A 14,361-nucleotide genomic window follows, 5' to 3' on the forward strand; every position below is an offset into this window, starting at 1 on the left:
GCGTCCTTCAAGCAGATTTCGGGGTGAGGCGCTCAAACAGTGCCTCCAATGTATTAAAGCGCTCTTCCGGGCGCTCCATCGGCACCATGAACTTGAACAGGGTTGCGCCTTCGAATTTGTAGCGTTTGGGCTGGCCCTGGATCAGTTTGATCAAGGCCAGTGGGTCTACCGGTGTATCTGCGGCGAACTCGATGCGGCCGCCTTGTGGGCCGCCGTCGACCTTCTTGATCCCCAGTTGCTCGGCCTGGAGTTTGAGCAGGGTCAGGCGGATCAGGTTCTTGGTCGGCTCCGGCAGCAGGCCGAAGCGGTCGATCATCTCGACTTGCAGGTCCTTCAGGCCGTCCTCGTCGGTGGCCGACGCGATGCGCTTGTAGAGGATCAGGCGCGCGTGCACGTCCGGCAGGTAGTCCTCGGGAATCAGTGCCGGCAAGCGCAGGTTGATTTCCGGGCCGCCACCCAGTGGCTGGTCGAGGTTCGGTTGTTCGCCCTTGCGGATGGCCTTCACTGCGCGTTCGAGCATTTCCATGTAGAGGGTGAAGCCCACGGCCTGGATCTGCCCGCTCTGGCCGTCGCCCAGCAGTTCGCCAGCGCCACGGATCTCCAGGTCGTTGGTGGCCAGGACGAAGCCGGCTCCCAGGTCCTGGGTGTTGGCGATGGCCTCCAGGCGTTTTTCCGCGTCCGGGGTGATCTGCTGGCGCGGTGGCGTCAAGAGGTATGCGTAGGCCTGGTGGTGGCTGCGCCCGACCCGACCGCGCAACTGGTGCAACTGGGCCAGGCCGAACTTGTCGGCGCGCTCGATGATGATGGTGTTGGCGCTGGGCACGTCGATGCCGGTCTCGATGATGGTCGAGGCGATCAGCACGTTGAAGCGCTTGTGATAGAAGTCGCTCATCACTTGTTCGAGTTCGCGTTCGCGCATCTGCCCGTGGCCGATGCCGATCCGCGCCTCGGGTACCAGTTCGGCCAGGTCGGCGGCGCATTTCTCGATGGTCTTCACGTCGTTGTGCAGGTAGTACACCTGGCCGCCACGCAGCAGTTCGCGCAGCAGGGCCTCTTTGACCGTGCTCTTGTTCTGCTCCATGACGAAGGTGCGCACCGACAGGCGCCGGGCCGGCGGGGTGGCGATGATCGACAGATCGCGCATGCCCGAGACGGCCATGTTCAGGGTCCGCGGGATCGGCGTGGCGGTCAGGGTCAGGATGTCGACTTCGCTGCGCAGTGCCTTGAGCTGCTCTTTCTGGCGCACCCCGAATCGGTGTTCTTCGTCGATGATCACCAGCCCCAGGTTCTTGATCTTCACATCGTCCTGCAACAGCTTGTGGGTGCCGATGACGATGTCGATCTTGCCTTCGGCGAGGTCGGCTACCGCAGCATTCACTTCCTTGGTGGACTTGAAGCGGCTCATCACTTCCACGGTCACCGGCCAGTCGGCGAAGCGGTCGCGGAAGCTGTTGTAGTGCTGCTGGGCGAGCAGGGTGGTGGGCACCAGGATCGCCACTTGCTTGCCGCCGTGGACCGCGATGAAGGCAGCGCGCATGGCCACTTCGGTCTTGCCGAAGCCCACGTCGCCGCATACCAGGCGGTCCATGGGCTTGCCCGACAGCATGTCCTCGCGCACCGCTTCGATGGTGCTCTGCTGGTCCGGGGTTTCCTCGAAGGGAAAACCGGCACTGAAGGTGGCGTAGTCGGCCTTCGGGTCGGCAAAGGCATAGCCTTCGCGGGCGGCGCGGCGGGCATAGATGTCCAGCAGTTCGGCAGCCACATCGCGTACCTGTTCGGCAGCCTTGCGCTTGGCCTTCTGCCAGGCTTCCGAGCCTAGGCGATGCAGGGGCGCGAGGGCGTCGTCGCTGCCGGTGTAGCGGGCGATCAGGTGCAGGTTGGCCACGGGCACATAAAGCTTGGCGCCCTCGGCGTATTCCAGGGTCAGGAACTCGGCGGCCTGGTTGTCGATTTCCAGGGTCGCCAGGCCCAGGTAGCGACCGACGCCATGGTCGATGTGCACCACCGGCGCGCCTTCACGCAGCTCGGTGAGGTTCTTGATCACCGCATCGTTGTTGGCATCGGCGCGCTTTTCCCGGCGCCGACGCTGCATTACTCGCTGGCCGAACAACGGGCTTTCGGCCACCAGGGCCAGGGCCGGATCGTCCAGCACCAGGCCTTCGTCCAGCGGGGCGATGGTGATTGCCAGGCGTTCCTTGCTGGCGACGAAGTCCGGCCAGCTGTCGACGGTCTTGGGCCGCAGCTTGAGGCGCTCCAGCAGCTCCAGCAGCACTTCCCGGCGGCCGGCGGATTCGGCGGTGAACAGCACTCGCCCGGGGAACTCGTCGAGAAAGCCCGAAAGTGCTGCCAGCGGCTGGTTGGCCTTGGCTTCGATGGCCAGGTTCGGCAGCTCGTGGGCCGGGAAGCGTTCGCGGCCGACACCGGTTTCGATGTCCTGCTGGCTGGCCACCACTCGCGGCCAGTTCTTCAGCCGGGCGAAGCAGTCTTCCACTGGCAGGAACAGTTCGGCCGGGGGCAGGAGCGGGCGCGAAGGGTCGACGCGGCGCTCTTCATAGCGGTTGCGTACATCGTTCCAGAAGTTTTCCGCGGCCTGTTCGATGCCCGGCAGGGAAAACACCTGGGTGTCCTGGGGCAGGTAGTCGAACAGGGTCGAGGTCTCTTCGAAGAACAGCGGCAGGTAGTACTCGATACCTGCCGGGGTAATCCCGCTGCTCAGGTCCTGGAAGATCGGGCAGCGGCGGAAGTCCACATCGAAGCGTTCGCGAAAGCGCGCCTTGAAGCGGGTCACCGCTTCTTTCTGCAGCGGGAACTCCTTGGCCGGCAGCAGGCGCACCGAGTCGACCTTGTCGATGGAGCGCTGGTTCTCCGGATCGAAGGTGCGCAGGGTCTCGATTTCGTCGTCGAACAGGTCGATGCGATAGGGCAGCTTGCTGCCCATGGGAAACAGATCGATCAGTGCGCCGCGCACGGTGAATTCTCCGTGTTCGTAGACGGTGTCCACGTAGCGGTAACCACTGGCTTCCAGGCGGGTGCGCATCTGTTCCACATCGAGCTTCTGGCCGACGTCCAGCACCAGGCTGCTGCCCAGCAGGAACTGGGTGGGCGCCAGGCGGTGCAGGGCAGTGGTGATCGGCACCACCAGCACGCCATGTTCCAGCTCCGGCAGCCGATAGAGGCTGGCGATGCGCTGGGAAATGATGTCCTGGTGCGGCGAGAACAGGTCGTAGGGCAGGGTTTCCCAGTCAGGAAAATGCAGCACCGGCAGATCCGGGGCGAAGAAGCTCAGCTCCTGTTCCAGCCGGTCAGCGCTTTGGCTGTCGGCAGTCAGCAGGAGGGTGAAGCGCTTGGCAGCGCTGGCGGCTTCGGCGATGGCCAGGCTCAGGGCGGCACCGGGCAAGTTGCCCCAATGCTGTTTGCCGGCGGCGGCAGGGAGTAGCGGTAGACGCAGGACGGGCACGGACGGTCAAGCTCCAAGCGTTGCGACAAAGTCGGTAATTGTAACGGCCCCGGGCAGCCACTGTCAGTGGCTGATGCGTCTAATACGCTGGTTGGGGCAAATGTAGTGGCTATGACAACAAAATGCGCTTCTTGACCTGAAATGTAGTGCCGATTTCGGCTGGTGTTACGGAGGGTTACAGACAGGCTGGTGTGATGTCCAAAAAATTGACGCTGCTGGAAGCCGCGGTTTCACTGGTCTCCAGCACAGTGGTGTTTTTTTGCAAGGGCTTTTTGTTACGTTCCGCACGACAGGCGCGCATTGCTACGACAGGAACTGGGCGGCATAATGTAGCCCCTTTTTTCTGCCCCTACATGTGGAAGGTTCCCGTGACTCAGAAGCCCGACCAGTGTCTTGGTGAATGGATCGACCGTGAAGCACTCGCAGAAGCGATGATTCCGCTTATCGGTCAGCTCTACCGCAATAACAACGTGGTGAGCTCGATCTATGGCCGCAGCCTGATCAACCAGTCTGTCATCGCGATTCTCAAAGCTCACCGCTTTGCTCGCCACCGTTCCTCCGACGATAGCGAACTCTCCGTCCACGAAACATTCCCTCTGCTTAAAGCCATGAGCGAGCTCAAGCTCGGCGCGGCATCGGTAGACCTGGGCAAGTTGGCGTTCAAATTCCGTAACGAAGGCAATGGCCGCAGCGCCGAGCAGTTCGTTCGCGAAGAAATGGCTGATGTGGTTGGCCAGCAAAATGCTTCGGCCCGCAAAGGCACTGACGTAGTCCTGTACGGCTTCGGTCGTATCGGCCGTCTGCTGGCGCGCATCCTGATCGAGAAAACCGGTGGTGGCGACGGCCTGCGCCTGCGCGCCATCGTGGTGCGCAAGGGCGCCGAAAACGACCTGACCAAGCGCGCCAGCCTGCTGCGTCGCGACTCGGTGCACGGTTCGTTCAACGGCACCATCACCATCGACGAAGAAAACAACACCATCACCGCCAACGGTAACCTGATCCAGGTCATCTACGCGAAGAACCCGACCGAGGTGGACTACACCCAGTACGGCATCAAGGACGCTCTGCTGGTGGACAACACCGGTGTATGGCGTGACGCCGACGGTCTGGGCCAGCACCTGGCCTGCCCGGGTATCGATCGCGTTGTTCTGACCGCGCCAGGCAAAGGCAAGCTGAAGAACATCGTTCACGGTATCAACCACAACGAAATCACCGCTGACGACAAGATCGTGTCCGCCGCTTCCTGCACCACCAACGCCATCGTGCCGGTGCTGAAGGCTGTGAATGACAAGTTCGGCATCATCAACGGTCACGTCGAAACCGTTCACTCGTACACCAACGACCAGAACCTGATCGACAACTTCCACAAGGGCGATCGCCGTGGCCGTAGCGCCGCGCTGAACATGGTGATCACCGAGACCGGTGCTGCTACTGCTGCTGCCAAGGCCCTGCCTGAGCTGGCCGGCAAGCTGACCGGTAACGCGATCCGCGTTCCGACGCCAAACGTGTCGATGGCCATTCTCAACCTGAACCTCGAGAAGGCCGCCACCCGTGAAGAGATGAACGAGTACCTGCGCTACATGGCGCTGCACTCCGACCTGCACAAGCAGATCGACTTCGTCAACTCGCAGGAAGTGGTGTCCACCGACTTCGTGGGCTCGCGTCACGCCGGTGTGGTCGACGCTGAAGCGACCATCGTTCAGGACAACCGCGTTGTTCTGTACGTCTGGTACGACAACGAGTTCGGTTACAGCTGCCAGGTAGTGCGCGTGATGGAAGACATGGCCGGAGTCAACCCGCCAGCGTTCCCACGCTAAGCGACTGCTGAAATGAAAACGCCCCGACTTGTCGGGGCGTTTTTGTTTGTGGCTTGCGCCGGCAAACCAGGTCGGCGCAACCCCGTAGGAGCTGGCTTGCCAGTGAAGCGTTTGTCTCAGGCGCCGCGCGCTGTTGCCGCTTGCGCGGTACGCAGTTCGTGGCGATTGCCGCGGAACAGCACCAGGGTGGCGATCAGCCCCAGCACCGCCGCGCCACTGAGCCAGATGCCCGGAGCTGCCTGATTGCCCAGGACGTGGATCAGGTAGGTGCAGGCTGCCGGGGTAAAGCCGCCGAAGGTCGCGGTGGCCAGGCTGTAGGCCAGGGAAAAACCCGTGGTGCGCACTTCCACCGGCATGATTTCAGTCAGGGCCACCACCATTGCGCCGTTATACGAGCCATAGAGGAAAGACAGCCACAGCTCGACGATCAGCAGGTGGCTGAAGCTGGGGTTGGCCACCAGCCAGGACAGTGCCGGATAAGCCGTGAAGATGGCCAGGATGGTCGCCCCCAGCAGCAGCGGCTTGCGGCCGATCTTGTCCGACAGTGACCCCATGACCGGCAGCCAGAAGAAGTTCGACAGACCGATGCACACGGTTACCAGCAGGGCGTCGAAGTCCGACAGGTGCAGTTCGGCCTTGCCGAAGGTCGGGGTGTAGGCGGTGATCAGGTAGAAGGACACGGTGGTCATCACCACCAGAGCCATGCCGGCGATGACGATGCCGAAGTTCTGGCCGATGGAACGGACGATTTCCTGCAGCGAAGGGCGATGCTTGCGGGCCTGGAACTCCGGGGTCTCTTCCAGGGAGCGACGGATCATGAAGATCGCCGGAACAATCATGCAGCCCACCAGGAACGGCACGCGCCAGCCCCAGTCACCCATTTGCTCGGGGCTCAGCCAGTGGTTCAGGCCTACGCCCAACAGGCCGGCGAAGACCACTGCGGCCTGTTGGCTGGCCGACTGCCAACTGACGAAAAAGCCCTTGCGGCCCGGGGTCGAGATCTCGGCCAGGTAGACCGACACACCGCCCAGCTCGACGCCGGCGGAAAAGCCCTGCAGCAGGCGACCCAGCAATACCAGTAGGGGCGCGGCGACGCCGAGGGTGGCGTAGCCTGGCACACAGGCAATCAGCACGGTGCCCGCGGCCATCAGTGCCAGGGTGATGATCAGGCCCTGACGGCGGCCGTGACGGTCAATGTAGGCACCGAGGAAGATCGCTCCCAGGGGACGCATCAGGAAGCCGGCGCCAAAAGTGGCCAGGGACAGCATCAGTGAAGCGAAGGCGCTGTCGGCAGGAAAGAAGGTCTTGGCGATTGCCGTGGCGTAGAAGCCATAGACCATGAAGTCGAACATCTCGAGAAAGTTGCCGCTGACAACGCGAAAGATCGCCTTGCCTTTGCCCGTGGTCGTGGACATTTTTTTCACTCACTTTGGCTGTCTTGTTAGCAATCCCTGGTCGTTATGCGTCCCTTACTGCAAAGTCGGGGCTCGAGGCTGCACGCTGAACAGTTTTGTAACGATATGTGTATGAAAGCCATCCGGCAACAAAAACTCTTGGGGTGGCAGGGCGGCTCTAGATCAAGGTTCTGCCCGTAGCCAAGGAGGTGGGACGCCGGGCAGGCGGCCTCCGTCTGTCGCATAATTGCCATTTGCACTGTCAGCTGGCCCAGTAGGGCGGTTGATCGGGAGGAACACCTTGTCGGGTAAGCAACGATCGCGATGGAGCGCTTTGTACGCCGCGCTGGTGCTGTTGGCCGGTTGTGGCGGCGAGCGCCTGGAAAGCCTCTCCGGGCCGACCATGGGCAGCACCTGGTCGGTGCAGTATGTGCGTCACGCCCAGGGGCCGGCGCCGTCCCTGATACAGGCTGAGGTCGAGGGGATTCTGGCGGAGGTCGACGGGCAGATGTCCACCTATCGCAGCGATTCGGACATCGAGCGTTTCAATGCCTTGCCCGCCGATAGCTGCCAGCCGATGCCGGAGCCGGTGTTGCAGTTGGTGCGAGTGGGTGAGCAGTTGTCCCGGGACAGCGATGGCGCCTTCGACCTGACGGTGGAACCGCTGCTGGATCTCTGGGGTTTTGGCCCTCAGGGGCGCGAGGAAAAGGTTCCCGGCGCGTCAGCCCTGGCTGAGGTGCGGCAGCGGGTAGGGCACGCTCACCTGCGTATCGAAGGGCAGGAGTTGTGCAAGGATGCGCCGGTGGAGGTGGATTTCAACAGCATCGCCGCCGGCTATGCGGTGGACCGCATCGCTGCCCGGCTCACGCAACTGGGGATCGACAGCTTCCTTGCCGAAGCCACCGGCGAGCTCAAGGCCGTGGGTCGCAAGCCCGACGGCTCACCATGGCGGATAGCCCTGGAGGAGCCGCGTGATGACCAGCAGGTAGCCCAGCGGGTGATCGCCCTGGATGGTTTTGGCGTTTCCACTTCCGGCGACTACCGTAATTACTTCGAGCAGGACGGCCGGCGTTACTCCCATACCTTCGATGCCCGGCTCGGCCAACCCATCGCCCACCCGTTGGCCTCGGTAACGGTGATTCATCCTTCGGCGTTGATGGCCGATGGCCTGTCGACACTGTTGCTGATACTTGGCCCGGAGGCGGGCTGGGACTACGCGGAAAAACACGGCATCGCCGGATTTTTTGTGATGCGCAGCGCTTCAGGTTTCGTCACACGCAGCAACCCGGCTTTCGATGCGCTGCTGGCCGGGCAAAAACAATAACCTAGTGCGCTGTTGCGCAGCCTGTAGTGCAGGCAAAAGTAGCCTACGACGCGACCAAGGGTTAATGTGCGCGGCGTTGACGCTTCTATAGACTGTGCCCGGGTTCGTAACCGAGCCAAATTGATCCTTCATGCCGCTGGCCGCGGCATGATTTAGCCGGAGACGCCAGAAGGGTGTCTCGGCCTGTTCTGAGGAGTACGCATGGCTGTCTACAACTACGACGTAGTGGTGCTGGGCTCAGGCCCCGCTGGAGAAGGTGCGGCGATGAACGCCGCGAAAGCAGGACGCAAAGTGGCGATGGTCGATAGCCGTCGCCAGGTCGGCGGCAACTGCACCCACCTGGGTACCATCCCGTCCAAGGCCCTGCGTCACTCGGTCCGGCAGATCATGCAGTTCAACACCAACCCGATGTTCCGGGCCATTGGCGAGCCGCGCTGGTTCTCCTTCCCGGACGTGCTCAAGAGCGCCGAGAAGGTCATCTCCAAGCAAGTGGCCTCGCGTACCGGCTACTACGCCCGCAACCGGGTCGATGTGTTCTTCGGCACTGGCAGCTTCGCCGACGAGCAGACCGTGGAAGTGGTCTGCGCCAACGGCGTGGTGGAAAAGCTGGTAGCCAAGCACATCATCATTGCCACCGGCTCGCGCCCCTATCGCCCCGCGGATATCGATTTCAGCCACCCGCGTATCTACGATAGCGACACCATCCTCAGCCTCGGCCACACCCCGCGCAAACTCATCGTCTACGGCGCCGGGGTCATCGGTTGCGAATACGCCTCGATCTTCAGTGGCCTGGGGGTTCTGGTGGAGCTGGTGGACAACCGCGGCCAGTTGCTGAGCTTCCTGGATTCTGAAATCTCCCAGGCCCTGAGCTACCACTTCAGCAACAACAACATCACCGTGCGCCACAACGAGGAATACGACCGCGTTGAAGGTGTGGACAACGGCGTGATCCTGCACCTCAAGTCCGGCAAGAAGATCAAGGCCGACGCCTTGCTCTGGTGCAACGGCCGTACCGGCAATACCGACAAGCTGGGCATGGAGAACATCGGGGTCAAGGTCAACAGCCGCGGCCAGATCGAAGTCGACGAGAACTACCGCACCTGCGTGCCGAACATCTACGGGGCCGGTGACGTGATCGGCTGGCCGAGCCTGGCCAGTGCCGCCCACGACCAGGGTCGTTCCGCGGCCGGCAGTATTGTCGACAACGGCAGTTGGCGCTTCGTCAACGACGTGCCGACCGGGATCTACACCATTCCCGAGATCAGCTCCATCGGCAAGAACGAGCAAGAACTGACCCAGGCCAAGGTGCCTTACGAGGTGGGCAAGGCGTTCTTCAAGGGCATGGCCCGTGCGCAGATCGCCGGCGAGCCTCAGGGCATGCTGAAGATCCTGTTCCACCGGGAAACCCTGGAAGTCCTCGGCGTCCATTGCTTCGGCTACCAGGCTTCGGAAATCGTGCACATTGGCCAGGCGATCATGAGCCAGCCGGGCGAGCTCAACACTCTGAAGTACTTCGTCAACACCACCTTCAACTACCCGACCATGGCCGAAGCCTATCGGGTAGCGGCATACGATGGCCTCAACCGGCTTTTTTGAGCGGCTCCGGCCGGTGGCCTGAGCCGGCCGGGGAGACCGATTTCAGCGATTCTCGAGGGTGGCGCTGGCCAAACCGGGAAAGTCTGTAATCAGGCTATCTACGCCGAAGTCGGCGAGCCTGCGCATCAGCGCAGGCTCGTTGACCGTCCATACCGACACATGCAAGCCCTGGCGCTGCGCCCGTTGCAGACGCTCTGGGGTGCACAGCGTCCAGTTCAACGCCAGAATCTCGCAGCCATAGCTCTGGGCGACCTTCAATGGGTCGAGCCAGGCGTATTCGGCGACCAGTCCGCGGGACAGGTCCGGGGTCAGCTCCACGGCGGCCTTCAATACTTCCCGAGAACTTGAGGTCACGGTGACCTTGTCCAGCAGGCCGAAACGCTGGGCCATTTCGCGAATCGCCAGCACTGTGGTGGCGGCGCGAGTGCGCGAGGCGCTCTTGACCTCCAGCTGCCAGTGCTCGAAGTCGCATTTCTCGAACAGCTCTTCCAGGCGCGGAATGGGGCAGGGGTTGACCCAGCCCGGGCCGCCCTTGCGCGCGTCGTAGGTCACCAGCTCGGCGGCGGAATGCTCCACCACTTTGCCGCGCCGGTCTGTGGTGCGCTTGAGGGTCGGGTCGTGGATCACCATCAACTCGCCGTCCATGGACAGGTGCAAGTCGAGCTCGCAACGGCGCACGCCGTGCTTGAGGCACTCCTGAAAGCTGGTCAGGGTATTTTCCGGTGCTTCGCCTTTAGCGCCGCGATGGCCATAGATCAGGGTCACAATTGCTCCTTCACGGATGTTGTTCCTTAAGAGAGGGTCGGGCGTACTGCTCAGCCGGCGGCGGGGTCGCTCTGCTCCCGGGCCTGGCGGCGTTGCTGGGCCTGTTTCTGCAGGATATAGCGCGCCAGCAGCTGGCGTTGGGCATCGGTCAATGCTTCGAACTCGGTGCCGATCTCGAAGGTGCCAAAGCTCTGGGGCTCGCAGTGGGTGACCTTGGCCCGCAGCAGCAGGCCCAGGGCCTGCGGCATCAGCAACAGCTTCACCGCCAGATGGCTGCCGGTTGGGTAGCACTGGTGATGGCTGAATTCGATGCCGCCCTCGGACAGAATGACTCGCTGCGGCTCGCCGAACTTGCCGAACACCGTTTGCGCCACCACCTGGCTGAGCAGGTCGATGCGTTTGTTCATGGCCTTGAGGTAGCTGGCCAGGGTGCGATCGCGCTCGCTGACCTGGCGCAGCAGATGCTGGGATTCGAATTCGCTCAGGTGCAGTTCACTGAGCAGATTGAACAGTGGGGACTCATCCTGCAACACTTCCTTGCTCGCCGCGTCGAGGGCGGACAAGGGGCTAATTTCCAGTGCGATCGTGTCCTCGATACGGTAGTATTCGCGGCGATCTTCTTCATCTAATGTCGACATGGCGAACCCATGGTAGAGGCAGTGGTCTGAGTGTAAAGCTGCTTACCAGGCCCCGCCACAAGGACGTCTTCTTTTCCTCTGCACAAGCCCCGACATGTTCAGACCTCTGTTTGCTTTTATCGGCACGCGTTACACCCGTGCAAAGCGTCGCAATCATTTTGTGTCATTCATTTCCCTGACTTCGATGATCGGACTCGCCCTTGGCGTGATCGTGATGATCGTGGTGCTGTCGGTGATGAACGGCTTCGATCATGAGATGCGCACCCGCGTGCTGGGCATGGTGCCCCACGCCACCATCGAATCCGGCGAACCCATCAGCGACTGGCAAAGCCTGGCCGGCAAGGTCAAGCAGAACCCCAAAGTGCTGGCGGTGGCGCCGTTCACCCAGATGCAGGGCCTGTTGACCAACAACGGCCAGGTGCAGAAGGTGCTGCTCAATGCCATCGACCCTGAGCAGGAGCGGCAGGTGTCGATCATCGACCACTTCATGCAGCAGGGGCAGTTGGACGCGCTGGCGCCCGGTAGCTTCGGCATTGTCATTGGTGACAAGGCGGCAACCAAGCTGGGTGTCGGCCTGGGAGACAAGCTGACCTTCGTCGCCCCGGAAGTCACGGTGACCCCGGCCGGGATGTTCCCGCGGATGAAGCGTTTTACCGTGGTGGGCATCTTCCATGTCGGCGCCGGCGAGATCGACGGCTACCTGGGCCTGACCAACCTCCAGGACCTGGGTCGCCTGCACCGCTGGAAGGCGGATCAGGTACAAGGCCTGCGGCTGAAGTTCGACGACCTGTTCCAGGCCCCGCGCACCGCCTGGGAAATCGCCCAGCAGCTGGGTGAGAACCACTATTACGCTCGCGACTGGACCCGTACCCACGGCAACCTGTACCAGGCCATCCGCATGGAAAAAGCCATGATCGGCCTGTTGCTGCTGCTGATCGTCGCGGTGGCCGCGTTCAACATCATCTCGACCCTGGTGATGGTGGTGAACGACAAGAAGGGCGATATCGCCATTCTCCGCACCCTGGGGGCGACGCCGGGAACCATCATGGCGATCTTCATGGTCCAGGGCACGGTGATCGGCGTGGTCGGCACCTTGATCGGTGCTGTGCTGGGGATGCTGGCGGCGCTGAACGTGAGTGCCGCGATTTCCGCCCTTGAAGGCCTGATCGGCCACAAATTCCTGAATGCCGACGTGTATTTCATCGACTACCTGCCGTCGCAACTGATGGCCGAGGATGTGTTGATGGTCTGCGGCGCGGCATTGGTCCTGAGTTTCCTCGCCACCCTGTATCCAGCCTGGCGTGCGGCGCGCACCCAGCCTGCGGAGGCGCTACGTTATGAGTGAGTTGGGCATGAGTGAAAAAGCAATCCTGAGCTGCCGCGACCTGGGCAAGTCCTATGAGGAAGGCCCGGAATCGGTGGTGGTCCTGTCTGGCCTGCAACTGGAGCTGCACCCGGGTGAGCGAGTGGCCATCGTCGGCACTTCCGGCTCGGGCAAGAGTACCTTGCTCAACCTGCTGGGCGGCCTGGATACGCCATCCAAGGGCAGCGTCTGGCTGGCGGGCGAGGAGCTTTCGGCGCTGGGCGAGAAGGCCCGCGGCCAGTTGCGCAACCGCGCCCTGGGTTTCGTCTACCAGTTCCACCACCTGCTGCCGGAGTTCACCGCGCTGGAGAACGTTTGCATGCCGCTGCTGATTGGCCGCACGCCGATCCCGGAAGCCCGTCAGCGTGCCACCGCGCTGCTGGAGCGGGTCGGGCTCGGCCATCGCCTGGAGCACAAACCAGCCGAGCTGTCCGGTGGCGAGCGCCAGCGGGTGGCCATTGCCCGGGCGCTGGTGAACAAGCCGGGGCTGGTGATGCTCGATGAGCCCACCGGCAACCTCGACTCGCACACGGCCCAGGGAATTCAGGACCTGATGCTGGAGCTCAGTACCTCGATGCGCACCGCCTTCCTGGTGGTGACCCACGACATGAACCTGGCCAGGCAGATGGACCGCGTACTGCACCTGCAAGAAGGTCACCTGGTCGCCATCTGATGCGCCCGCACACGGCGTCGGCGGCTGGGCTGTCGATGCCGGGTCATTAATCTTTCCAGGGTGCCTTGCCCATGTTCAGACCTTTATCGATCTTTATCGGCACGCGCTACACCCGCGCCAAGCGGCGCAATCGTTTTGTCTCGTTCATTTCCATGACCTCGATGATCGGCCTCGCCCTGGGCGTGTTGGCGATGATCGTGGTGCTGTCGGTGATGAACGGCTTCCAGCGGGAAATGAGCTCGCGCATCCTCGGCATGGTGCCCCACGCCACTATCGTTGGGGTCAAGCCCATCGATGACTGGCAGCCGGTGGCCGCGGCGGCCCTGAAGAATCCGGAAGTCACCGCCGCGGTGCCCTTTACCGAGATGGAGGGCATGCTCTCCTACAAGGGGGCGATGCAGCCGATCCAGATCAGCGGCATCGATCCGGCCCAGGAAGGCAAGGTGTCCATCGTTGCCCAGCATATTGTCCAGGGCAGCCTGCAAGACCTGAAACCTGGCGAGTTCGGCGTGGTGATCGGCGAGATCACGGCCCGGCGCTTTCGCCTGAACGTCGGCGACAAGCTGACCCTGATCGTGCCTGAAGTGAGCACTGCACCGGGGGGGATCACCCCGCGCATGCAACGCCTCAACGTGGTTGGGGTGTTCAAGGTGGGGGCCGAGCTGGATGGCTCCATGGGCCTGATCCATGTGGCCGATGCTGCAGAAATGCAGCATTGGCAGCCGAACCAGGTGCAGAGCGTGCGCCTGGCGGTCAAGGACCTGTATGCCGCGCCAAAGGTCTCGGCGGATATCGCCAAGGGCCTGGGGGCGGACTTCCGCGCCGATGACTGGACCCACACCCAGGGCAGCCTGTTCAGCGCGATGAAGATGGAAAAGACCATGATCGGCCTGTTGCTGCTGATGATCGTGGCGGTGGCGGCATTCAACATCATCGCCACCTTGATCATGGTGGTGAATGACAAGGGGGCGGACATCGCGATCCTGCGCACCATCGGCGCCACACCACGGCAGATCATGGCGATCTTCATGGTCCAGGGGACGGTGATCGGTATCGTCGGCACCCTGATCGGCGGGGTGCTGGGGGTAATCGCGGCACTGAACGTGAGTGAGCTGGTGGGCTGGCTGGAAAGAATCAGCGGCCAGCAGATCTTCAGCTCCGATGTGTATTTCGTCAGTAACCTGCCTTCTGAACTGCAGGGCGGCGACGTGGTGCTGATCTGTGGTGCCGGCTTCGTTCTGAGCTTCCTGGCGACCGTGTATCCGGCCTGGCGCGCGTCCAAGGTCGAGCCGGCCCACGCTTTGCGCTACTCCTGAGACCCGCCTTCGCCGGCC

At 62.5% G+C, this 14,361-nt stretch carries 10 protein-coding genes; 6 read left to right on the forward strand and 4 right to left on the reverse strand.

What is annotated here, in order from left to right; translation table 11 throughout:
• Positions 1 to 7 precede the first annotated feature (7 nt).
• Complete coding sequence (mfd, locus tag A9971_RS02555; protein WP_011060274.1) at positions 8 to 3,457, reverse strand: transcription-repair coupling factor; 3,450 nt, start codon at positions 3,455 to 3,457, stop codon at positions 8 to 10.
• 353 nt (positions 3,458 to 3,810) lie between these two features.
• Here mfd and A9971_RS02560 point away from each other — a divergent pair, with 353 nt between their 5' ends.
• Positions 3,811 to 5,274 carry a glyceraldehyde-3-phosphate dehydrogenase gene (locus A9971_RS02560; protein ID WP_011060275.1) on the forward strand — a complete coding sequence of 488 codons (1,464 nt, stop codon included), beginning with the start codon at positions 3,811 to 3,813 and terminating at the stop codon, positions 5,272 to 5,274.
• Between the two features lie 116 nt (positions 5,275 to 5,390).
• Here A9971_RS02560 and A9971_RS02565 read toward each other — a convergent pair whose 3' ends face one another.
• The gene (locus A9971_RS02565; protein ID WP_011060276.1) at positions 5,391 to 6,689 is read right to left on the reverse strand and encodes an MFS transporter; all 1,299 of its coding nucleotides are present in this window, start codon (positions 6,687 to 6,689) and stop codon (positions 5,391 to 5,393) included.
• A gap of 328 nt (positions 6,690 to 7,017) precedes the next feature.
• Here A9971_RS02565 and A9971_RS02570 point away from each other — a divergent pair, with 328 nt between their 5' ends.
• Positions 7,018 to 7,992, forward strand: a complete 975-nt coding sequence (locus A9971_RS02570; RefSeq protein WP_183000931.1) for an FAD:protein FMN transferase — start codon at positions 7,018 to 7,020, stop codon at positions 7,990 to 7,992.
• A gap of 201 nt (positions 7,993 to 8,193) precedes the next feature.
• Positions 8,194 to 9,588 carry a Si-specific NAD(P)(+) transhydrogenase gene (gene sthA, locus A9971_RS02575; RefSeq protein ID WP_011060278.1) on the forward strand — a complete coding sequence of 465 codons (1,395 nt, stop codon included), beginning with the start codon at positions 8,194 to 8,196 and terminating at the stop codon, positions 9,586 to 9,588.
• A 42-nt stretch (positions 9,589 to 9,630) separates the two neighbouring features.
• Here the strand turns inward: sthA and A9971_RS02580 are convergent, their stop codons facing one another.
• Both A9971_RS02580 and A9971_RS02585 read right to left on the reverse strand, forming a co-directional pair.
• Positions 9,631 to 10,353, reverse strand: a complete 723-nt coding sequence (locus tag A9971_RS02580; RefSeq protein ID WP_015634820.1) for a glycerophosphodiester phosphodiesterase family protein — start codon at positions 10,351 to 10,353, stop codon at positions 9,631 to 9,633.
• Positions 10,354 to 10,403: 50 nt separating this feature from the next.
• A complete protein-coding gene (locus A9971_RS02585) occupies positions 10,404 to 10,991 on the reverse strand; it encodes a PilZ domain-containing protein (protein WP_011060280.1) in 588 nt (195 codons plus the stop codon).
• Between the two features lie 94 nt (positions 10,992 to 11,085).
• Here A9971_RS02585 and A9971_RS02590 point away from each other — a divergent pair, with 94 nt between their 5' ends.
• The 3 genes from A9971_RS02590 to A9971_RS02600 all read left to right on the forward strand — a co-directional run bounded on the left by A9971_RS02590 (position 11,086) and on the right by A9971_RS02600 (position 14,343).
• On the forward strand, positions 11,086 to 12,336 hold the full coding sequence (locus A9971_RS02590) for a lipoprotein-releasing ABC transporter permease subunit (RefSeq protein ID WP_123430288.1): 1,251 nt from the start codon (positions 11,086 to 11,088) through the stop codon (positions 12,334 to 12,336).
• Positions 12,337 to 12,343: 7 nt separating this feature from the next.
• On the forward strand, positions 12,344 to 13,027 hold the full coding sequence (gene lolD / locus A9971_RS02595) for a lipoprotein-releasing ABC transporter ATP-binding protein LolD (RefSeq protein WP_015634822.1): 684 nt from the start codon (positions 12,344 to 12,346) through the stop codon (positions 13,025 to 13,027).
• A 71-nt stretch (positions 13,028 to 13,098) separates the two neighbouring features.
• Positions 13,099 to 14,343, forward strand: a complete 1,245-nt coding sequence (locus tag A9971_RS02600) for a lipoprotein-releasing ABC transporter permease subunit (protein ID WP_011060283.1) — start codon at positions 13,099 to 13,101, stop codon at positions 14,341 to 14,343.
• Positions 14,344 to 14,361: the final 18 nt, after the last annotated feature.

The sequence above is a fragment of the Pseudomonas sp. UME65 genome (assembly GCF_014170225.1).
In the GTDB taxonomy this organism is placed as follows: Bacteria; Pseudomonadota; Gammaproteobacteria; order Pseudomonadales; family Pseudomonadaceae; genus Aquipseudomonas; species Aquipseudomonas protegens.